Source organism: Flavobacterium okayamense, assembly GCF_019702945.1.
Taxonomy (GTDB): domain Bacteria; phylum Bacteroidota; class Bacteroidia; order Flavobacteriales; family Flavobacteriaceae; genus Flavobacterium; species Flavobacterium okayamense.
Map to the genome: position 1 here is coordinate 1,079,203 of NZ_AP024749.1, position 21,809 is coordinate 1,101,011.

Sequence of the window (21,809 nt, forward strand, 5' to 3'; positions counted from 1 at the left end):
GATTTATGTTTTTAATTTTTTAAATTTTAAATACGAATATATAATTGGTATAATTGATATAATTACTGTTACAGTCATTAATACATAAAACGAATAAACATTTGGAATTATTAGGCTTAAAATAAAAATTAACAATCCGCCAGCAAACCATAATTTACCACCAAATAAATGTGTTTTTTTCCAAACTTCTTCATTTTCTAATGTCCAAGGGGTTTTAATTCCAATAAAATAATTTGGTTTAATGGTTTTAAAATAATTTCCTAAACCTGCAAAAAGTAAGCCAATTAATGCAAAAATAAATGTTGGTTTCGATTCTGCTTGTTGAACACTGTAAATTATAAACATAGATAATGCCGACATAAATAGAGCCATCATTAATCTTAAATTATCTAATTTATTTCCCATTTTAGAAAGTTTTCCTTTTGGGTCAATTTTTGGAATAATCAAAAACAAAAAGTAGCCTAAGCCAGATAACATAGAAGTCATACTCCATAATTCATTTTTTGAACCATAGCGATCAATTTCTCCTTTTCCATTCCAGTGCATAGGAACAGTTTCCGGTAAATTATTCCAAATAAATGCCAAATAGATAAATGGGATTAAAGCAATTAAAATGTACGGAAGTTCTTTTCTTAGAGTTGTCATTTTTGTTTTTTTAATGTTAGTAACCATTTTAAAATGTCGTCTACAATTGTAGTGTTGAGTGAGTAGATAATAAATTGTCCTTGTTTGTCGCTCGTTACTAAATCAGCTTGTTTTAATAAATCTAAATGATGAGAAATACTAGGTTTTGAAATATTAAAATGATCTGCAATTTCGCCAGCAGTCATATCGCTTTTACGAAGGAGTTCTAAAATTTCCCTTCGTGTTTCGTCGTTTAATGCTTTAAAAATGGTATTCATTTTAATTATATATTTAGACAAATATCTAAATATTATTTTGAATTTGCAAAATTTTTTTAAAGTAAACCCGAAAGTGTTAAAGCTTTCGGGTTTTGTGATCTAATATTTTTATGAGATTTAGCTTTTCTAAACTTGTGTTTTTCGATTTTGATAGAAATAACAAAAAAAACTTTGAACCGCGACTGAATACTGAACACTAAAATCAATGCGCTTCCAGCCAGTTTTTGCCTTCTCCCATATCAACTACTAAAGGAACTTCAAGTTTAAAAGCATTTTCCATTTCGTGTTGAATCATTGGTTTTATTTTTTCTAATTCACTATTATGAACGTCAAAAACAAGCTCATCGTGTACTTGTAGTAACATTTTCGATTTCCAATTTTCAGTTTTCAATCGTTTGTGAATGTTAATCATCGCAATTTTGATAATATCAGCAGCACTTCCTTGAATAGGTGCGTTTACAGCATTTCGTTCAGCAGCGCCACGAACTACAGCATTTGCTGAATTGATATCTTTTAAATAACGACGTCTACCCGAAACCGTTTCCACATAACCATGTTCACGAGCAAATTCAATTTGTTCTTGAATGTAGGCTTTCAATCTTGGATAGGTTTTGTAATACGCATCAATTAAAGCCGCACTTTCGCTTCTTGTTAAATCAGTTTGATTACTCAATCCGAAAGCTGATACACCATAAATAATTCCGAAGTTTACTGTTTTGGCATTGCTACGTTGTTCTTTGGTAACTTCTTCTAAAGCCACATTGAAAACTTTTGCAGCGGTGCTTCGGTGAATATCCTCATGATTTTGAAAGGCTTTAATCATATTTTCTTCACCCGATAAAGCGGCAATAATGCGTAATTCAATTTGAGAATAATCGGCCGCTAACAAGGTGTAATTTTCGTCACGAGCTATAAAAGCTTTACGAATTTGACGACCACGTTCGGTACGAATCGGAATATTCTGTAAGTTTGGATTATTAGAACTCAAACGACCTGTTGCAGCAACCGTTTGCATATAATCGGTATGAACGCGTTTGGTTTTAGCATCTACTTGGTTGGGTAGCGCTTCTACATAGGTGTTCTGTAATTTCACCATTTGGCGCCATTCTAAAATATGTTGCACAATTTCATTGTCTTTGGCTAAATAACTTAGTACTTCTTCTCCCGTTGCATATTGACCTGTTTTCGTTTTTTTTGGTTTGCTTCCGCCAATTTTAAGTTTGTCAAATAAAATATCACCTAATTGTTTTGGTGAAGCCAAGTTGAACGTTTCACCGGCTTCTTCATATATTTTTTGTTCAAAAGCGGTAATTTCTTTCGCCATATCGGTTGACATTGCTTTTAAGAAATCGACATCTAAACGAATACCTTCACGCTCCATGGCAGCTAAAACTTCAACCAATGGAATTTCAATTTCGTCAAATAATTTTTTGGTGCCTACGCGTTCTAAAATAGGGTGAAAGTGTTGTTTTAATTGCAAGGTTATATCGGCATCTTCAACCGCATATTCTTTTACAGCTTCTATTTCAACCTGACGCATGGATAACTGATTCTTTCCTTTTTTACCAATTAAGGTTTCGATAGGTTTAGGTGAATATTTCAAGTACGTTTCGCTCAACACATCCATATTATGACGCATATCGGGATTAATCAAATAATGCGCAATCATGGTGTCGAACAAATTTCCTTTGATTTCAATTCCGTAATTGGCCATGATTTTAATATCATACTTCATGTTTTGACCAATTTTCTCAATATTTTCATTAGAGAAAAACGGAGCAAATTTTTCAGCTAAAGCTTTTGCTTCTTCTTGGTTTTCTGGGAACGGAACGTAAAACCCTTTTCCTTTTTCCCATGAAAATGCAATTCCAACCAATTCTGCATTTAAAGCGTCAATTCCTGTAGTTTCCGTATCAAAACAAACGGAAGTTTGCTTTTCTAAATTTTGAAGAAATAATTTCAAACCTAAATCACCTTGCACGATTTGGTAAAAATGTTCGGTTGATTCTAAAGTTGCATAAAAAGAATTTGTTGGTGTTTCTTCTTCATCACTAAAACCAAATAAGTCCATTTGATTTTCTGCTGATTTTTTTGGAGTTCCTTTTTTAGCTGGTTCGGCGGTATTCCCATTACCATTAGTGTCAATTTCATCATATTCTTTACCCGAACCAAAAAGTTTGTCGAATTGAGTTTTCATTTGACGGAATTCCAATTCTTGGAAAATCGCATCGGTTTTCTCTACATCGGGTTTAGAAAGTTCAAAATCTTTCTCATCAAATTCAACTGGACAATCGAGTAAGATAGTAGCCAGTTTTTTAGAAAGAATTCCTTTTTCTTTATTGGCTTCAATATTCTCCTTCATTTTCCCTTTTAGTTCGTGTGTGCTTTCTAAAAGTTTTTCGATGGAACCATATTGCGCTAGGAATTTCTTGGCTGTTTTTTCACCAACTCCAGGTAAGCCAGGAATGTTATCGACAGCATCACCCATCATCGCTAAAAAGTCGATTACTTGTAATGGATTTTCAACTTCAAATTTTGCTTGAACTTCAGGAATTCCCCAAATTTCAATATCATTGCCCATTCGAGCTGGGCGATACATAAAAATATTTTCGGAAACTAACTGAGCAAAATCTTTATCAGGAGTTACCATAAAAACTTGGTAACCTTGTTTTTCAGCTTGTTTAGCAAGTGTTCCAATCAAGTCGTCAGCTTCAAAACCTGCTTTTTCCATAATAGGAATATGCATGGCTTTTAATAATTCTTGAATATATGGAACGGCAATTTTGATTGCTTCAGGTGTTTCGTCACGATTGGCTTTATATTCTTGAAACATTTCTAAACGATAATCACTTCCACCTTTGTCGAATGCAACCGCTAAATGATCTGGTTTTTCACGGCGAATTACGTCCATCAAAGAATTCATAAACCCCATAATAGCAGATGTGTCCATTCCTTTTGAGTTGATTCTTGGGTTTTTGATAAAAGCGTAATATCCTCTAAAAATTAAAGCGTAAGCATCGAGTAGAAATAATCGTTTTTGTGACATGAAATTGAGTTTAAAACGTAAAAATACAATTCTTTACGAAATCATAAGGTGTTAAAAATATATAAATTTATAGCGAATTGATTTCATGTTATTTACATTTGCTTAAAAAAGTAAAATGCTCCGTTGGATTATTCCCATTCTATTATTTGGATTAGTTGAATACTACTCTTTTCAAACCATAAAAACGGTAACACGTTCAAAATGGATTTTGGCAATTTATGTCACAACTTCAATGGTTTTTATTGTGTACTTGTTGTATTTTTTCATGACTCATGAAAGAGGTCAAGGCCAAAATAAGCAAACACTTTGGACAATGGGATTCTTTCTATTAATTTACTTGCCCAAGATAATTTTGACATTAGTTTTGGTTACTGAAGATATTTTTAGAGTAATCCAAGGAACTATTTCTCATTTTATGGGTTATACAGATAAAAGTGAGTTTTTACCTGCAAGAAGAAAATTTATCAGTCAAGTTGCTTTAGGATTAGCAGCCATTCCTTTTACTTCTTTATTGTATGGGATAACCCTAGGAAAATACAATTTCAAAGTAAAAAATAAAACACTTTTCTTTCCTGATTTACCTGAAAGTTTTGATGGAACAACAATTACTCAGATTTCGGATATTCACAGTGGTAGTTTTGATGACCGCGAAAAAATTGAATATGCAATTAATTTAATAAACGAACAACAATCAGATTTGGTTTTGTTTACTGGAGATATTGTGAATACACATGCAAAAGAAATGCTCCCTTGGATAGATGTTTTTAAAAAAATTCACAATCCTGTTTTAGGTAAATATTCGGTTCTAGGAAATCATGACTATGGAGAATATTTTCATTGGGATTCGCAGAGTGATAAAGATAAAAATTTTGATGAAATAAAGGGTTTACACACTCAAATTGATTTTAAGTTGTTACTTAATGAAAATGTTGAATTGAAAAAGGGTAATGATTCAATCAAGTTGATTGGTGTTGAGAATTGGGGAATACATTTTAAAAAAGTAGGTGATTTAGTAAAAGCATCAGAAGGCGTGGCTAAAGAAGATTTTAAAATTTTAATGAGTCATGACCCTAGTCATTGGGAAAATGAAATAAAACATCATGAAAATAATTACCATTTAACACTTTCGGGGCATACCCATGGTTTTCAATTTGGTATTGAAATTCCAGGTTGGTTAAAATGGAGTCCAGTTCAATATGTTTACAAGCAGTGGGCAGGGTTGTATGAAAATATGGGTAGATACGTTTATGTTAATAGAGGTTTTGGTTTTCATGCTTATCCTGGTAGGGTTGGAATTATGCCTGAAATTACCGTAATTGAACTAAAAAAGGGTGAAAAAGTAGTTTAATTAATTAAAAATGCTACATTTGTATAGTATTCCGAATAAAATTTGCTATATATGTCAAAATTTGGAGAGTTAATCAATGCACAAGTTCCTGTTCTAATTGACTTTTTTACAGAATGGGATTCGCCTTCTACGGCAATGAATGATGTTATTCGTGATGTTGCTGCTGCTTTAGGTGATAAAGCTCGTGTTATAAAAATTGATGTTGATAAAAACCGAGAACTTGCAGAAGCACTTCGTGTAAAAGGGTTACCAACATTAATGATTTATAAATCGGGTCAAATGGTTTGGCGTCAAAGTGGTGAGATGGATGCAAATACTTTAATTGCATTAGTTCAAGATCAGGCCTAAGAAATTACGTCAAATTCAAATCCTTTTTCTTTTAAATAAGTTATTGCCTTAGGTAGAGCATAACGTAAGTTTTGTTCAGCTTTAATGCTGTCATGAAATACTATTATACTACCTGATTCGGTATTTTTCACAACATTATTTAAACATTTCTCTGAGCTTATTTTGTTACCAAAATCATAGCTCAAAACATCCCACATTATTATTTTATGTTTTTTTTGAAGTATTTTTTTTGCTTGTAAAGGAGATATTTTGCCATAAGGCGGGCGAAATATATTTGAAGTTTTTATTAATTGTTTGCACATGTCAAAATTATCCAAATACGTTTCGTTTTTTGTCTCCCACCCATTTAAATGATTATATGTATGATTTCCAATGTTATGACCTTCATTCACTATTCTTTTAAAAACTTCAGGATGTTTTTGTATATTTTCTCCAATACAGAAAAAAGTAGCTTTTATATTTTCAGTTTTTAAAACATCTAGTACCCATTCAGTTACAATTGGAATTGGTCCATCATCAAAAGTTAAGTATACTTTGTTAGTAGAATTGTTTATTTTCCAAATATACTTTGGAAATAAAAAAGGAATGAATTTATGTGTTTTAACCCAATTCATAAATTAAAAGTAAATAAAAAAGCCATTTCAAAAAAATTGAAATGGCTTTTTGTTATTTTTTGAGGTTTATTCTAATTCTAAACCAAATCGTTCTAACATCCTATCATTCTTGTTTATTAGTGTAAAGTAATTGTTGAATTTTACTTTTTCTTGTTTATAGAAATCGACATCGTTAGCTTCTTTCATATAATTTAATAAACTTCTATATCTCTGAATAGTACTTGCTATATCATGTCTATAATCATAAATATCATTGGCTGACATGCCATTATAGAAAGTTAATTCTTCTTGGTATTTTGTAGCTAATTTGGTTAAAATATTTCTTGCTTTATCTTTCTTACCTATTTCGTAATAACCTTGTGCAAAAGGTTCAACTAAAGTATAATAATCGAATTTGTCAATTGGCATTTTTTCCATAGCTAATTCAATAATTTTTTCAGCTTTATCTTTTTTGTCTTCTTGAATTAGTGTTTCCATTAAACGCGCTAAATTTGTTCTAAATGAAATTCCATTTTTACGAGTTTCTGGATCATAATAGATTTTATCAGTTCCACTATTACCCCATTGCCAATTCATAACAATGTTATACATTTTGTCGCTATCAATTTGTCCCATTTCAAGAGGATTTGGACTTCCTTTTTGCGATGTTTTTATAGGAACTAATTTAAAACACATTCCATCTAACTCTAAATAGTCTTTCATCCATAAGTAATCGTCCTCGCCAAAGCTTCCTCCTGTAAAATACATTGGGCGTTCCCAATTGTTTTGGTTTACTATGTCTAGCATCATTAGACGATTTTTGTATAATGCATCACCTTTAATTTTAAATTCTATTGCAGGAACTATAGAGTCATAATACTTTGGAGAAACAACTTTATTTTTGATGATGTTATTTTTATCAATTGGAATGTAAATTTTATTAGTTGGGAAATAGTTTAGCCATCTTCCATTTCTCATTTCAACTTTTGCGCGTTCGTCATCTAATGACATGAACTGAATTAATTCATTAAGTGAAATTGAGTCTTTTGTACGTTCAATTAAGAAACTATAATCTCTGTTGCTTCCTTTGTATTGATCTCTTGTAAAAGAAATTGGCACTGGTTCTGAATCCCAAGCTTTGCGTTTCATTTGGTCAATATACCAATCAGTCATAAACAAACTTGTGTTTACAATTCTAACATCAGTTCTGTAGCGTTCAACTTCTTGTAAATACCATAAAGGGAAAGTATCGTTGTCTCCAATTGTGAATAAAATTGCATTTTTCTCACAAGAATCTAAATAAGCTTTTGCTACATTAAGAGCTGTATATTTATTTGAACGATCATGATCGTCCCAATTTTCTTTAGCTAGTAGTACTGGAGCTGTTAACATCGATATTGTTAATACTATTGGTACAGTAACTTTAGGTTGTAAATATCTTTTAATGCCTTCATATAATGAATACACTCCAAAACCTATCCACATTGCAAAAGCAAAGAAAGAACCTACTAAAGCATAATCACGTTCTCTTGGTTCAAAAGGACGTTCGTTTAAGTAAACTTTTAATGCTAAACCAGTAAATAAGAATAATATTAAAAGCACATAAAAACTCTTTACGTCTCTTTTAATATGAAAAATAATTCCGATAATGGCCAAGATAAAAGGCAAGAAGAAATAAGTGTTCCTACCTTTGTTGTTTAACATATCGGATGTTAAGTTGTCTTGTGAACCTAATCTAGCTTCGTCGAAAAGTTTAATTCCACTAATCCAATTTCCGTCAAGATTATCACCTTTCCATTGGTTGTCGCTTTGTCTTCCAACAAAATTCCACATTAAGTAACGCCAATACATGCTTCCAAACTGATATTGAAACATGAATTTTATATTGTTAACAAATGAAGGTTTTTCAACAATTAAGTAATCACTATATGTTTTTAAAAAACTATCGTAATCTTCTAAATCTAATTTACCTTGTTTGAAAGCGCTTCTAAATTGAGAAACAATTTCGACTAACTCTTGTTCGTCTGCATAATCTGGGTGGATTCTGAAATCTAGAGCTTCAGTAAATTTCATGTAATTTACATTATGATCATTGCTCCACATTCTAGGTAAAAATCCTTTATGATTATCATCGGTATTTTGTACAGCGTTTTTAAAGTTGTTGGTTACTATATACTTACCTAGTTTGTAGTCTCTTTCATAGATTGGTTTTGCGTCTAAATAAGGATTTTTTTCATCTAATCCAGAATAAGTGTCTGAAAATTGAGGTCCATATAATAGGCTATTGTTTCCGTATTGTTCACGGTTATAATATGCTAAAATTGCAGCTGCATCCGAAGGTTTGTTTTCATTAATTGGAGGATTGGCATTGGCACGAATTGGTAACATCATCCAGTTTGAAAAACCAATTAAAATAAAAGCAATACAAAGTATTAAAGTATTTAGTTTTACATAGCCTTTCTTTCTTGTATAATTTAATCCAAAATAGAACATTCCTATCAAAATGATTAGTGCTAATATCTCGCCAGAATTAAAAGGAAGGCCTAATGTATTGACAGCGAATATTTCAGTGCGTCCAAACAATTCTAAAACGAATGGAATTAACATTCCATAGATTATTAAGAGAATTCCAACACTAATTCCTGTAAAAATTACACCCTTTTTAAGTGTAATATTCTCAGATGTTTTAAATAAATACAAAAGAATTATAGAAGGTATTGTTAATAAGGCCATTAAGTGAACGCCAAATGCTAATCCGCTAACAAAAGAGATTAGTAATAGCCATCTATTTCCTTTTGGAGTGTTGATTGCTTGTTCCCAGCGTAAGCCAAGCCAAAACAATAATGCAATAAAAAATGTTGCCATTGCATATACTTCTGCTTCAACAGCACTATACCAAAAAGTGTCAGTAAATGTAAAAGCTAAAGAAGCTATAAAAGCCCCAGATAATATCATAATTTGACTTTCTTTTGAATTATCATTTGAGGCTACAACACGTTTTAAAAGAAGTGTTAGTGACCAAAACATAAATAAAATTGTAAAAGCACTAGAGAGAACTGACATCATGTTTACCATTAGGGCTACTTGAGTAACATCTGTGGTAAACATCGAAAAGAATGCTCCAATCATTTGAAATAGAGGAGCTCCTGGAGGGTGACCTAATTCTAAGTTTGATGAAGTAGCAATATATTCGCTGCAGTCCCAAAAACTGATGGTAGGTTCCACCGTTAAAGAAAAAGTTATTAAAGCAATAGCAAAAGATATCCACCCTAGAATGGTATTCCATTTGTTAAAGTTAAATGATGTCATATAAAATGTGCTTTTTATGAATGTTTATACAAAGAAACTACTTTTTTACATATAGAAACGTAGAAAAAGATTTTTTAATATTTTTTTTAGAAAAATTTGCAGAATAAAAAATATGTTTTACATTTGCACTCGCAATCGAAAAGGTTGTATGGGAATTGGCCCATGGTGTAATGGTAACACTCCGGTTTTTGGTACCGTCATTCAAGGTTCGAGTCCTTGTGGGCCAACAAAAAAATCCGCTCAACGAGCGGATTTTTTTTTAATATGTCAAGTTATATTTTAAAAGTTATAACTGGTCGCTTGGCATGGTTAACTAAATCTTCACTGATACTTCCATTAAAGAAATGAGAAAGACCTTTTCTTCCGTGTGTACTCATTCCTATTAAATCAGCATTTATGCTTTTAGCAAAATGTAAAATTCCTTTTTCTACATTAATGTCGTTATAGATGTGAGTTGAGAAGTTTTTAAACTCAAAGCTAGACATAAATTCATCCATAGTTTTTTGAGCTACTCTTGTTGACTTAAAGTTATTAGGAGTATTGATATTTACTAAATGAACATGAGAGTTAAATTTATTAGCAAAGTTTATCACTTTTTCAAAAGGCTTTTTAATTTCATCTGAAAAATCAGAAGCAAAAACAAAGTGATCAGCTGAGAAGCTTTCGTCTTCATGTTTGATTACTAAAACAGGAACATTTGAATTTCTTACAACTTTCTCAGTGTTGGAGCCTATAAACATTTCTTGGAAGCCGCTTGCTCCATGAGATCCCATAACTATTAAGTCTACATTGTGAGCTTCTCCGTTTTTAATGATTCCATCAAAAGCCATTTCAAATTGAATGATTTTAGAAACATTTATACCGTCTAGGTAAGATGCATTCATCATATCATCTAATTTTTGAACAGCTGCATTTTTGAAGAAAATCAATTCTGGCATGTCATGCGAAGATGATAAAGCATCGTTTCCAGAAGTTGGAAGTTCAAGCATATGTAATAGAAAAATCTCTCCGTTATTTTTTTTTGCAATTTGTGCTGCAACTTTTAAAGCGTACTCAGAGTGTTTAGAAAAATCGGTTGGTACTAAAATTCGTTTCATAAAATTATTTTAAGGTTTTGGTAGTAAAATTTTTACACTATAAAGTTAGTGATTAATTAACAAACCTACAATTTTTTTAAATTAAAAAAAAATAATTATATTTGCGCTGTAATTATTTAAATCAGAAAATAATGAGGCACGCAGAGCGTGCCTCTTTTTATACAAAATGAATTTTAAAGGAAGAGTTGAAGAGTTATTAAATGAGGCATTGAATGTGCGTTCTGATTTGTTTTTAATTGAATTAAAAATATCGGATGATCGTAAAATTTTAGTAACTTTAGATGGTGATAATGGAGTAAATTTGCAAGATTGTATTGATGTTAGTCGAGCAATAGAGCATAATTTAGATAGAGAAGAGTTTGATTTTGCATTAGAAGTAGCTTCTGCTGGAGCTTACAGTCCAATGACTTTGCCAAGGCAGTATAAAAAAAACATTGGTAGAAAAGTAAAAGTGAAAACTATTTCTGGGAATGTAATTGAGGCTGATATTACTGAAGCTAGTGAAGAAAATATTACGCTTGAGTGGAAAGCTAGAGAGCCTAAAAAAATAGGAAAAGGTAAAGAAACTGTAGAAAAGAAAGTTGTATTGCCTTTTGAAGAAATAAAAGAAGCAACAGTTATTATATCGTTTTAAATACAAATAAAAGAGTAACATGGAGAATATTGCGTTAATTGATTCGTTTTCAGAGTTTAAAGATGATAAACTTATAGATAGAGTTACCTTAATGGCGATTTTAGAAGATGTATTTCGCAATGCATTAAAAAAGAAATATGGTTCTGATGATAATTTCGATATCATTATAAATCCTGATAAAGGAGATATGGAAATTTGGAGAAATAGAACGGTAGTAGAAGATGGTGAGGTAGAAGATGATAATTCTGAAATTTCATTGTCAGATGCAAGAAAAATTGAGCCAGATTTTGAGGTAGGTGAAGAAGTTTCTGAAGAGGTGAAATTAATTCAATTAGGTCGTCGTGCAATTTTAGCATTGAGACAAAATTTAATTTCTAAAATTCATGAGCACGATAATACAAATCTTTACAAACAATTTAAAGATTTAATTGGTGATATTTACACTGCAGAAGTACATCATGTTCGTCCTAAAATGGTTGTTTTAATGGATGATGATGGAAATGAAATTATTTTGCCTAAAGAAAAACAAATTCCAAATGATTATTTCAAAAAAGGGGAAAATGTTAGAGGTATCATCGAAAGTGTAGAGTTAAAAGGAAATAAGCCTCAAATTATTATGTCAAGAACTTCGCCTGATTTCTTGGAAAAATTATTTGAACAAGAAATACCAGAGGTTTTCGACGGATTAATCAATATTAAAAAAGTGGCGCGTATTCCTGGTGAAAAAGCTAAAGTTGCAGTAGATTCTTATGATGACAGAATTGATCCAGTTGGAGCTTGTGTAGGAATGAAAGGTTCACGTATTCATGGAATTGTTCGTGAATTAAACAATGAAAATATTGACGTGATTAACTTTACAAACAATGCTCAATTATATATTACTAGGGCTTTAAGTCCTGCTAAAGTTTCTTCTGTTAAGATTGACGAAGAAACTAAGAAGGCTGAAGTTTTCTTAAAAATCGAAGAAGTTTCAAAAGCAATTGGTCGTGGAGGTCATAACATTCGTCTAGCAAGCATGCTTACAGGTTACGAATTAGATGTGATTCGTGAAGGTGTTGAAGAAATCGACGATGTTGAATTAAGAGAGTTTTCGGATGAAATCGAAGAATGGGTAATTCAAGAATTTGAAAAAATTGGTTTAGACACTGCAAGGAGTGTGTTAGATCAAGATGTTGAAGATTTAGTTAGAAGAACTGATTTAGAAGAAGAAACTATTTTAGATGTTGTTCGCATCTTAAAAGAGGAATTAGAAGACTAATTTTATTAGTCTAAACAACACAACACACGCATAAATATAGAATTTAAATACATTATATGTCTGAAAAGAGAGTAATAAGAATCAACAAAGTTTTAAGGGAATTAAATATTTCTCTAGATAGAGCCGTGGACTTTTTGAAAGAAAAAGGGCATGAAATTGAGTCGAGTCCAAACGCTAAAATTTCTGATGAGGAATACGTTGTCTTATGCAATCAATTTTCTGCTGATAAAGGAAAAAAAGAAGCTTCTTTAGAAGTAAGTGAAGAGAAGAAGAAGGAAAAAGAAGCATTAAAACGTGAACTTGAAAAAGAGCAAGAATTGAAACGTCTTCAAGAAGAAAAATTAAGACGCGAACAAGAAGTAATAAAAGCGAAAGCTAATATTATAGCTCCAAAAGCCGTTGGGAAAATTGATTTGAATCCTGAAAAAGCGGAAGAAAGTAAAAAAGCAGAAGAAAAACCTGCAACTGAAGTTGTTGCTGAAAGACCTGAAGTTGTTGAACCTTCTACTCCTAAGGCAGATGTTCCTGAAGAAAAACCTACAAAAGAGGTTAAAAAGGAACAAGTAGTAAAATCTCAAGATAAAGAGAGTGTTGAGGAGGGTGGAGAACCTGAAAAAATTACTACGCAATATCAAAAGCTTTCTGGAGCTACTTTTACAGGTCAAAAAATTGATTTATCCCAATTCGAAAAGTCTAAAAAGAAAAAAGACGATAAGAAAGATAATAAAAAACCGGGGCAAGGAAATCAAAACCAACAAGGTGGTGCTAAGAAAGATGGTGATAATAAAAAGAAACGTCAAAGAATAACAAAACCTGTTCAAGGTCAAGGTGGTGGAGCAAACCAAGGAGGTAATAACAGATCTCAAGGTCCAGGCGCTAAAAAAGACTTTGTGAAGAAAGATTTCGGAAAAGGTAAAAGACCAGTTATTCAAAAGGTTGAGCCTACAGAAGAAGAAGTTAAAAACCAAATTAAGGAAACTTTAGAGCGCTTACAAGGTAAAGGAAGTAAGTCTAAAGCTGCAAAATATCGTAGAGATAAAAGAGAATCTCACCGTCAAAGAATTGATGAAGAACAACAACAACAAGATTTAGAAAGCAAAATCTTAAAAGTGACAGAGTTTGTTACTGTTGGTGAAATCGCAACAATGATGGATGTGCCTATTACTAAAGTTATCGGTACATGTATGTCTCTTGGGATTATGGTAACAATGAATCAGCGTTTAGATGCAGAAACTTTATCAATTGTAGCTGATGAATTTGGTTATGAAGTAGAATTTATTTCAACAGATATTGAAGAAGCAGCTGAAGAAGTTCTAGATGCGCCAGAAGATTTACAAGAAAGAGCACCTATTGTTACGGTAATGGGTCACGTAGATCACGGTAAAACATCATTCCTAGATTACGTTCGTGATACAAATGTTATCGCAGGTGAGTCAGGAGGAATTACACAGCATATTGGGGCTTATTCAGTGGAGTTAGAAAGCGGACAAAGAATAGCATTCTTAGATACACCTGGTCACGAGGCCTTTACGGCGATGCGTGCTCGTGGTGCACAAGTTACCGATATAGCAATTATTGTAATCGCTGCCGATGACGATATTATGCCGCAAACAAAAGAGGCTATCAGTCACGCTCAAGCCGCTGGTGTTCCAATGATTTTTGCAATAAATAAGGTTGATAAGCCTACAGCTAATCCTGATAAAATTAAAGAGAAACTTGCTGCAATGAACTTGTTAGTTGAAGAATGGGGAGGTAAATATCAATCTCATGATGTTTCAGCAAAAACGGGTCTTGGGGTTAAAGAGCTTTTAGAGAAAGTTTTATTAGAAGCTGAATTATTAGAACTTAAAGCTAATCCAGCTCGTTTAGCACAAGGTACTGTTGTTGAAGCTCAATTAGATAAAGGACGTGGATACGTAGCAACAATTTTAGTTCAAAACGGAACATTAAGAATTGGTGATTATGTATTGGCGGGTAAAAATCATGGTAAAATTAAGGCGATGTTCGATGAGCGTGGTCATAATATAGAAGAAGCAGGTCCGTCAACTCCGGTATCTGTATTAGGTTTAGATGGTGCACCTACAGCAGGTGATAAGTTTAATGTATATGAAGACGAAAGAGAAGCAAAACAAATTGCTGCAAAACGTACTCAATTAATGAGAGAGCAATCGGTTCGTACACAAAAACACATTACACTTGCAGAGATTGGTCGTCGTATTGCTTTAGGAGATTTCAAAGAGTTAAATATTATCTTAAAAGGAGATGTGGATGGTTCTGTTGAGGCATTATCAGATTCATTCTCTAAACTATCTACTGAAGAAATTCAAATTAATATCATTCACAAAGGTGTTGGGGCGATTACAGAATCTGATGTGTTATTAGCATCTGCTTCAGATGCAATTATAATCGGATTTAACGTTCGTCCTCAAGGAAGTGCAAAACAATTAGCGGAGAAAGAAGAAATCGATATCCGTAACTATTCAATCATCTATGATGCAATTGATGATGTTAAAGACGCGATGGAAGGAATGTTGTCTCCAGTGATGAAAGAAGAGATTACAGGTTCTGCTGAAATTAGAGAAATCTTCAAAATTTCTAAAGTTGGAAGTATTGCAGGATGTATGGTGACAGATGGTAAAATCTTCCGTAATTCTAAGATTCGTTTAATCCGTGAAGGAGTTGTTATTTACACAGGTGAATTAGCTGCTTTAAAACGTTTTAAAGACGATGTTAAAGAGGTTTCAAAAGGATATGATTGTGGTATGCAAATTAAAAACTACAATGATATTAAAGAATACGATACAATTGAAGCGTTCCAAGAAGTGGAAGTTAAAAAGAAACTTTAATATAAGTTTATATATAAAAAAGCCCAACATTTGTTGGGCTTTTTTATTATGGTTTTATAAGTAAAGATGCAGGAAATTTGTCTTTAATTTTTTCTAACGCGCCTTCTGCATGCAATCTAGATTTGAATGGACCAACATATACTTTGTAAACTGGACTTGAGTAAAAAATTGTGCCATCGTACTCTTTAAATTCTTTTCTAAAGTCAGATAGTTTTTGTCTGCATTCCGAACTAGTTCCGTTATAAATTTGAATTTTATAGCCTTCATTTAGAGCAATTGAATTGGCTATTTTTTGCTTTTCTTTTAACAATTCTTCAAATTTTGGATTCTGTTCAACAGTAGTTTTTCCTTCTTGGCCAAAAAAAGTTTGGCTTCCAAAAAGAGCAAAAAATAAACTTAAAAATCCTAATCTATTTTGTAATTTTCTCATTTTGAATATTTATTTAAACAAAAATACAATTATTTATAACACTAATATTTCTTCCAATTATTTAGAATAAATATAAATTACATTTTAAGATAAAATTAAGGTTTTGATAATAGTTCTAATATCGTATTTTTGTCGGAGTTTAAATCAAAGTGTTTTAGTTTTTATGTTTGAATTAATAGCTAAAACCATACCAAAAAGACACGTTAACCATAAATTAATATGAAAAAGGTGGGTAACCATAAATCGTTTTTAAAGATTTTCTTCAGTTTAGCGCTTTCGCTATCTTTTTCTTTATCAATTTTCGCTCAAGATCCTGCTAAAGGCAAAGAGTTGTTCAATGCTAATTGTGCGGCATGTCACAAGTTAGATAAAAAAATGACTGGTCCTGCACTACGTGGTGTTGCAGATAAGTATGATAAAGAATGGTTGTATAAGTGGATTAAAAACAGTGGAGAGTTAGTTAAGTCTGGCGACGCTCAGGCGGTTAAGATTTTTGAGGAATATGCTGGAGTTGCAATGACTGCTTTCCCTCAATTGTCTAATGAAGATATCGATAATATCTTAGCTTATACTTCAGAGCCAGCTCCTTCTAAACCTGATGAGGTTGTAATAGGTGCTCCTCCGGTAAATGAAGATCCAGGCTTGTCAAATAATGTTATTTTAGGAGCTTTGTCATTGGTTTTAGTGATGTTGATTGTTATGTTGTTCTTGGTGAACAATGTATTAACTAAAATTGCTAAAGCTAACGGATTAGAAGTTGAAGCGAAAGAAAAATCATTACCAATCTGGAAAGCGTTTGCTAAAAATCAATTCTTAGTATTGGTTTCTGTAATCATGTTCTTGTTGTTTGCTGCTTACTTTGCTTATGGTTATTTAATGCAAGTAGGTGTGGATCAGGGGTATGAGCCAGTTCAGCCAATTCATTATTCTCACAGAATTCACGCAGGAGATAATGGTATTGATTGTAAATATTGTCACTCTGCTGCAAGAGTAAGTAAGCATTCGAATATCCCTTCATTAAATGTTTGTATGAATTGTCATAAAAATATTTCTGAAGTTGCTGAGTCTACTTTAAAAGAAGGTCAAGAATATGGTGTTGATTATAATGCAGAGATTCAAAAATTATATACAGCTGTAGGTTGGGATGCGACTAAACAAGCATATACTGGTAAAACTGAACCTGTAAAATGGGTTAGAATTCACAACTTACCTGATTTTGTGTATTTTAATCACTCACAACACGTTACTGTTGCTGGTGTAGAATGTCAAAAATGTCACGGACCAGTTGAAGAGATGGAAATCATGAAACAGTTCTCACCTCTTACAATGGGATGGTGTATTGACTGTCACAGAGAAACTAATGTAAAAGTACAAGATAACGAGTACTATAAAAAAATTCACGAAGAACTTTCTAAGAAATATGGTGTAGATCAGTTAACTGCTGCACAAATGGGAGGTTTAGAATGTGGTAAGTGCCACTATTAATAAAATAATTTTAGAAGCTAATATCAAGATACAATATGGCATCAAACAAAAAATACTGGAAAAGTGTTGAGGAGCTAAACGAAAATAGCTCTATTGTTGAGACGCTAAGAAACAATGAGTTTGTGGAAGAAATTCCTGTAAATGACTTCTTAGGTAATGATGAAACATTATCAAATTCGTCAACAACTCGTCGTGACTTCTTAAAATATGTTGGATTTAGTACTGCTGCTGCATCGTTAGCGGCGTGTGAAGGTCCAGTTGTAAAATCAATTCCTTATGTAGTTCAGCCGGAAGAAATTATTCCTGGTGTTGCAGATTATTATGCTACAACGATTGCTGATGGTTTTGATTTTGCTAACATTTTAATTAAAACAAGAGAAGGTCGTCCAATCAAAGTTGAAAATAACAATTTAGAAGGTGCAATTACTGGAGCTAATGCTAGAGTACATGCTTCTGTTCTTTCTCTTTATGATAATTTACGCTTAAAACAACCTAAGATAGCTGGTAAAGATGCAACTTGGGCTGAAGTTAATACAAAAGTTAAAGCGAGTTTACAAGACGCTGCTTCAAAAGGTGGAAATGTTGTTTTATTAACAGGAACAATGGCTAGTCCATCTACTGATGCTTTAATTTCTGAATTAAAATCTAAATATCCAACAGTAAAGCATGTTGTTTATGATGCAATTTCAGAAAGTAATGCGTTAGATGCTTTTGAAGCTGTTTACGGTGAAAGAGCTTTGTCTGGATATGATTTTTCTCAAGCTGATGTTATTGTGTCTGTTGGTGCTGATTTCTTAGGAGATTGGCAAGGTGGTGGATATGATGCGGGTTATGCTAAAGGACGTATTCCTAAAAATGGTAAAATGTCTAAGCATTTCCAATTTGAAGCTAATATGTCTTTGGCTGGAGCTAACGCTGATAAAAGAGTGCCTTTGACGGTTGCTCAACAAAAGCAAGCTCTTGCTGATTTATATAATGCAATTGTTGGAGGTTCTACTCCGAAAAATGCTGAAGTTGCAAAAGCGGCTAAACAATTAAAATCTGCAGGTAATAAAGGTGTTGTTGTAACAGGTTTAGATGATTTTGATGCTCAATTAGTTGCAATCGGAATTAATCAAGCGTTACAATCTGCTGCATTCAATCCTAATGGTGCTAAATTAACACGTAAGGGTGATGCAAAAGCAGTTGCTCAATTAGTCGCTGATATGAAAGCTGGTTCGGTTCATACATTAATTATGAATGGAGTTAATCCAGTTTACACTTTACCAAATTCAAAAGATTTTGCTGAAGGATTGAAAAAAGTAAAACTTTCTGTTGCTTTCTCAATGAAAGAAGATGAAACGGCAAGTTTAACTTCAATAGCTGCAGCAGCGCCTCATTATTTAGAGTCTTGGGGTGATGTTTCACTACAAAGAGGTCATTACAGTGTAATGCAACCTACAATCCGTCCTTTATTTGATACTAAACAATTCCAAGATGCATTATTGTCTTGGACAGATAATAGTTCAGAATATTTTGATTACTTAAAGAATTTTGCTTCAACTAAATTGGTTGGTAAGTCTTGGAATCAAGCTGTTCATGATGGTTTTGCTTCAACTGATACTTTTGCTTTAAACGCAAATCCAGTTGATCTAAGCTCTTCTGTTTCTAAGTTAGCTAATGCTAAATCAAATGGTTTAGAGTTAGTATTATATTCTAAAACAGGAATGGGTGACGGGCAACAAGCAAATAATCCATGGTTGCAAGAGTTTCCAGATCCAATTACAAGAGTTTCTTGGGACAACTACGTAACGGTTTCTAAGAAAGATGCAGAAAAACTTGGATTAGAAAACTGGAATGTTGCTAATGGTGGTTTAAATGGTAGTTATGCAACTTTAAAAGTTGGTAAAGCTACTTTAAACAATGTACCAGTAGTAATTCAGCCAGGTCAAGCCGTTGGAACTGTTGGTCTTGCTTTTGGTTATGGTAAGAAAGCAGCTATGAAGCAAGAAATGCAGGTTGGTGTTAATGCTTATGCATTATACAATGATTTAAATGCAAACCAATCAGTTGCTATTTCAAATGAAGAGGGTGAGCATGAGTTTGCTTGCGTACAATTACAAAAAACTTTAATGGGTCGTGGTGATATCATCAAAGAAACGACTCTTGAAATATTTAACACTAAAGATGCTAAAGAATGGAATCCAATTCCTGTAGTATCACTTGATCATAAAGAAACTCCTGCTACTGAAGTAGATTTATGGGATTCTTTTGATAGAAGTGTTGCCCACCACTTTAATTTATCAATTGACTTAAACGCTTGTACAGGATGTGGGGCATGTGTTATCGCATGTCATGCAGAAAACAACGTCCCAGTTGTAGGTAAATCTGAAGTGAGAAGAAGTCGTGATATGCATTGGTTACGTATCGATAGATATTATTCTTCTCAAGACACTTTTGGTGGTGATGTTGAATTGAAAGATAGTACATCTGGTTTAATGAATTCTAGAGAGACATTCATTGGAATGGAAGATCCAAATGAAAATCCTCAAGTTGCATTCCAACCAGTTATGTGTCAGCACTGTAACCACGCTCCTTGTGAAACTGTTTGCCCGGTTGCGGCAACTTCACATGGTAGAGAAGGTCAAAACCACATGGCTTATAACCGTTGTGTTGGTACTCGTTACTGTGCAAACAACTGTCCATACAAAGTACGTCGTTTCAACTGGTTCTTATACAATAAGAATAGTGAGTTTGATTATCATATGAATGATGATTTAGGTCGTATGGTATTAAATCCAGATGTGAATGTACGTTCTCGTGGTGTAATGGAGAAATGTTCAATGTGTATCCAAATGACGCAAGCTACTAAGCTAAAAGCTAAACGTGAAGGAAGAGCTGTTAAAGATGGTGAATTCCAAACTGCATGTTCTGCTGCATGTACTAGTGGTGCAATGATTTTTGGAGATGTAAATGATAAAGAAAGTAAAGTTGCTGAATTAGCAGACTCTGAAAGAATGTATCATTTATTAGAGCACATTGGTACAAAACCTAATGTATTCTATCACGTTAAAGTTAGAAACGAAAAATAATTATTAATTAACAGAAACAATATAAAGGATTATGTCGTCTCATTACGAAGCACCCATTAGAAAACCTTTAGTAGTAGGAAATAAATCTTACCACGATGTTACGGTAGATGTGGCTCGCCCAGTTGAAGGTAGAGCTAATAAGCAATGGTGGATTGTTTTTTCAATCGCTTTAGTTGCTTTCCTATACGGTTTAGGTTGTATGGTTTACACCGTTGCAACTGGTATTGGAACATGGGGATTAAATAAAACAGTTGGTTGGGCTTGGGATATTACCAATTTCGTTTGGTGGGTAGGTATTGGTCACGCCGGTACTCTTATCTCAGCAGTATTATTGTTATTCCGTCAAAAATGGAGAATGGCTATTAACCGTTCTGCAGAAGCGATGACAATTTTCTCTGTAATGCAAGCAGGTTTATTCCCAATTATTCACATGGGTCGTCCATGGTTAGGTTACTGGGTATTACCTATTCCAAATCAATTCGGTTCATTATGGGTTAACTTTAACTCACCATTATTATGGGACGTATTTGCAATTTCTACGTATTTATCTGTTTCATTAGTTTTCTGGTGGACTGGTTTATTACCTGACTTTGCAATGTTACGTGATAGAGCTGTAACGCCTTTTACAAAGAAAATTTATTCAACTTTATCTTTCGGATGGAGTGGTAGAGCTAAAGACTGGCAGCGTTTTGAAGAAGTTTCATTGGTATTAGCTGGTTTAGCAACTCCTCTTGTACTTTCTGTACATACAATTGTATCTTTTGACTTCGCAACTTCGGTTATTCCAGGATGGCATACTACAATTTTACCTCCTTACTTCGTTGCAGGAGCAATTTTCTCAGGATTCGCAATGGTACAAACATTGTTAATCATTATGAGAAAGGTATCAAACTTAGAAGATTATATTACATTACAACACATTGAGTTAATGAACTTAGTAATTATGATTACTGGTTCGATAGTAGGATGTGCTTATATTACTGAATTATTTATTGCTTGGTATTCAGGTGTTGAATACGAACAATATGCTTTCTTGAATAGAGCAACAGGTCCTTACTGGTGGTCTTACTGGTTAATGATGACTTGTAACGTAATTTCTCCACAAGTTATGTGGTTCAAGAAAATTAGAACAAGTATCATGGCTTCATTTATCATCTCAATTGTGGTAAACGTAGGTATGTGGTTTGAGCGTTTCGTAATTATCGTTACTTCATTACACAGAGATTATTTACCTTCTTCATGGACTATGTTCCAACCAACATTTGTTGATGCAGGTATTTATATTGGAACTATTGGATTCTTCTTTGTATTATTCTTATTGTATTCAAGAAGTTTCCCTGTAATTGCACAAGCTGAAGTTAAAACTATTTTAAAATCATCTGGTGATAATTATAAAAGAGAGAGAGAATTAAACGGTCACAATCATTCAGATAATCATTAAT

General features: G+C 32.9%; 15 protein-coding genes and 1 tRNA gene. 9 read left to right on the plus strand and 7 right to left on the minus strand.

Annotated features, from left to right (window positions below; translation table 11 throughout):
- Positions 1-3: 3 nt before the first annotated feature.
- The 3 genes from KK2020170_RS04990 to polA form a co-directional block, all read right to left on the minus strand.
- Positions 4-645 (minus strand): SdpI family protein, encoded by a 642-nt coding sequence (locus KK2020170_RS04990; RefSeq protein WP_221259715.1) that lies wholly within the window; start codon positions 643-645, stop codon positions 4-6.
- The gene (locus KK2020170_RS04995) at positions 642-902 is read right to left on the minus strand and encodes an autorepressor SdpR family transcription factor (protein WP_221259717.1); all 261 of its coding nucleotides are present in this window, start codon (positions 900-902) and stop codon (positions 642-644) included. The genes KK2020170_RS04990 and KK2020170_RS04995 overlap by 4 nt, the downstream gene beginning before the upstream one ends.
- 202 nt (positions 903-1,104) lie before the next feature.
- Positions 1,105-3,948: a DNA polymerase I gene (polA, locus tag KK2020170_RS05000; RefSeq protein WP_221259718.1), complete on the minus strand. Its 2,844-nt coding sequence runs from the start codon at positions 3,946-3,948 to the stop codon at positions 1,105-1,107.
- A 115-nt stretch (positions 3,949-4,063) separates the two neighbouring features.
- Here polA and KK2020170_RS05005 point away from each other — a divergent pair, with 115 nt between their 5' ends.
- On the plus strand, positions 4,064-5,296 hold the full coding sequence (locus KK2020170_RS05005; RefSeq protein ID WP_221259720.1) for a metallophosphoesterase: 1,233 nt from the start codon (positions 4,064-4,066) through the stop codon (positions 5,294-5,296).
- A gap of 51 nt (positions 5,297-5,347) precedes the next feature.
- Complete coding sequence (locus tag KK2020170_RS05010; RefSeq protein WP_221259721.1) at positions 5,348-5,644, plus strand: thioredoxin family protein; 297 nt, start codon at positions 5,348-5,350, stop codon at positions 5,642-5,644.
- Here the strand turns inward: KK2020170_RS05010 and KK2020170_RS05015 are convergent.
- Both KK2020170_RS05015 and KK2020170_RS05020 read right to left on the minus strand, forming a co-directional pair.
- The gene (locus KK2020170_RS05015) at positions 5,641-6,258 is read right to left on the minus strand and encodes a polysaccharide deacetylase family protein (RefSeq protein ID WP_221259722.1); all 618 of its coding nucleotides are present in this window, start codon (positions 6,256-6,258) and stop codon (positions 5,641-5,643) included. The genes KK2020170_RS05010 and KK2020170_RS05015 overlap by 4 nt on opposite strands.
- A 66-nt stretch (positions 6,259-6,324) precedes the next feature.
- Entirely contained in the window at positions 6,325-9,546 is a 3,222-nt protein-coding gene (locus KK2020170_RS05020; RefSeq protein ID WP_221259724.1) for a glycosyltransferase family 117 protein, read from the minus strand.
- 156 nt (positions 9,547-9,702) lie between these two features.
- On the opposite strand from KK2020170_RS05020, the gene KK2020170_RS05025 reads away from it, so the two are divergent.
- A tRNA-Gln gene (locus tag KK2020170_RS05025) sits at positions 9,703-9,773 on the plus strand.
- A 45-nt stretch (positions 9,774-9,818) separates the two neighbouring features.
- On the opposite strand, the gene KK2020170_RS05030 is transcribed toward KK2020170_RS05025, so the two are convergent.
- Positions 9,819-10,643, minus strand: coding sequence for a universal stress protein (locus KK2020170_RS05030; RefSeq protein ID WP_221259725.1), 825 nt, complete (start codon positions 10,641-10,643; stop codon positions 9,819-9,821).
- Positions 10,644-10,809: 166 nt separating this feature from the next.
- On the opposite strand from KK2020170_RS05030, the gene rimP reads away from it, so the two are divergent.
- The 3 genes from rimP to infB are packed head-to-tail and all read left to right on the plus strand — an operon-like array spanning position 10,810 to position 15,381.
- On the plus strand, positions 10,810-11,277 hold the full coding sequence (rimP, locus tag KK2020170_RS05035) for a ribosome assembly cofactor RimP (RefSeq protein ID WP_221259726.1): 468 nt from the start codon (positions 10,810-10,812) through the stop codon (positions 11,275-11,277).
- A gap of 19 nt (positions 11,278-11,296) precedes the next feature.
- Positions 11,297-12,535, plus strand: coding sequence for a transcription termination factor NusA (nusA, locus tag KK2020170_RS05040; protein ID WP_221259727.1), 1,239 nt, complete (start codon positions 11,297-11,299; stop codon positions 12,533-12,535).
- Between the two features lie 56 nt (positions 12,536-12,591).
- Entirely contained in the window at positions 12,592-15,381 is a 2,790-nt protein-coding gene (gene infB, locus KK2020170_RS05045; protein ID WP_221259728.1) for a translation initiation factor IF-2, read from the plus strand.
- Positions 15,382-15,427: 46 nt separating this feature from the next.
- On the opposite strand, the gene KK2020170_RS05050 is transcribed toward infB, so the two are convergent.
- Entirely contained in the window at positions 15,428-15,811 is a 384-nt protein-coding gene (locus KK2020170_RS05050) for an SPOR domain-containing protein (RefSeq protein ID WP_221259729.1), read from the minus strand.
- Between the two features lie 219 nt (positions 15,812-16,030).
- On the opposite strand from KK2020170_RS05050, the gene KK2020170_RS05055 reads away from it, so the two are divergent.
- From KK2020170_RS05055 to nrfD, 3 genes are read left to right on the plus strand one after another with little or no spacing between them, the layout of a single operon-like run.
- Positions 16,031-17,296 carry a c-type cytochrome gene (locus KK2020170_RS05055; RefSeq protein WP_221259731.1) on the plus strand — a complete coding sequence of 422 codons (1,266 nt, stop codon included), beginning with the start codon at positions 16,031-16,033 and terminating at the stop codon, positions 17,294-17,296.
- Between the two features lie 35 nt (positions 17,297-17,331).
- Complete coding sequence (locus tag KK2020170_RS05060; protein ID WP_221259732.1) at positions 17,332-20,367, plus strand: TAT-variant-translocated molybdopterin oxidoreductase; 3,036 nt, start codon at positions 17,332-17,334, stop codon at positions 20,365-20,367.
- 31 nt (positions 20,368-20,398) lie between these two features.
- A complete protein-coding gene (gene nrfD, locus KK2020170_RS05065; protein WP_221259734.1) occupies positions 20,399-21,808 on the plus strand; it encodes an NrfD/PsrC family molybdoenzyme membrane anchor subunit in 1,410 nt (469 codons plus the stop codon).
- The last annotated feature ends 1 nt before the right edge of the window (position 21,809 follow it).

Excerpts from the sequence above, each read along its gene's own strand:
- KK2020170_RS04990 (WP_221259715.1), bottom strand. The coding sequence starts at position 645 with ATGACAACTCTAAGAAAAGAACTTCCGTACATTTTAATTGCTTTAATC.
- KK2020170_RS04995 (WP_221259717.1), bottom strand. The coding sequence starts at position 902 with ATGAATACCATTTTTAAAGCATTAAACGACGAAACACGAAGGGAAATT.
- polA (WP_221259718.1), bottom strand. The coding sequence starts at position 3,948 with ATGTCACAAAAACGATTATTTCTACTCGATGCTTACGCTTTAATTTTT.
- KK2020170_RS05005 (WP_221259720.1), top strand. The coding sequence starts at position 4,064 with ATGCTCCGTTGGATTATTCCCATTCTATTATTTGGATTAGTTGAATAC.
- KK2020170_RS05010 (WP_221259721.1), top strand. The coding sequence starts at position 5,348 with ATGTCAAAATTTGGAGAGTTAATCAATGCACAAGTTCCTGTTCTAATT.
- KK2020170_RS05015 (WP_221259722.1), bottom strand. The coding sequence starts at position 6,258 with ATGAATTGGGTTAAAACACATAAATTCATTCCTTTTTTATTTCCAAAG.
- KK2020170_RS05020 (WP_221259724.1), bottom strand. The coding sequence starts at position 9,546 with ATGACATCATTTAACTTTAACAAATGGAATACCATTCTAGGGTGGATA.
- KK2020170_RS05030 (WP_221259725.1), bottom strand. The coding sequence starts at position 10,643 with ATGAAACGAATTTTAGTACCAACCGATTTTTCTAAACACTCTGAGTAC.
- rimP (WP_221259726.1), top strand. The coding sequence starts at position 10,810 with ATGAATTTTAAAGGAAGAGTTGAAGAGTTATTAAATGAGGCATTGAAT.
- nusA (WP_221259727.1), top strand. The coding sequence starts at position 11,297 with ATGGAGAATATTGCGTTAATTGATTCGTTTTCAGAGTTTAAAGATGAT.
- infB (WP_221259728.1), top strand. The coding sequence starts at position 12,592 with ATGTCTGAAAAGAGAGTAATAAGAATCAACAAAGTTTTAAGGGAATTA.
- KK2020170_RS05050 (WP_221259729.1), bottom strand. The coding sequence starts at position 15,811 with ATGAGAAAATTACAAAATAGATTAGGATTTTTAAGTTTATTTTTTGCT.
- KK2020170_RS05055 (WP_221259731.1), top strand. The coding sequence starts at position 16,031 with ATGAAAAAGGTGGGTAACCATAAATCGTTTTTAAAGATTTTCTTCAGT.
- KK2020170_RS05060 (WP_221259732.1), top strand. The coding sequence starts at position 17,332 with ATGGCATCAAACAAAAAATACTGGAAAAGTGTTGAGGAGCTAAACGAA.
- nrfD (WP_221259734.1), top strand. The coding sequence starts at position 20,399 with ATGTCGTCTCATTACGAAGCACCCATTAGAAAACCTTTAGTAGTAGGA.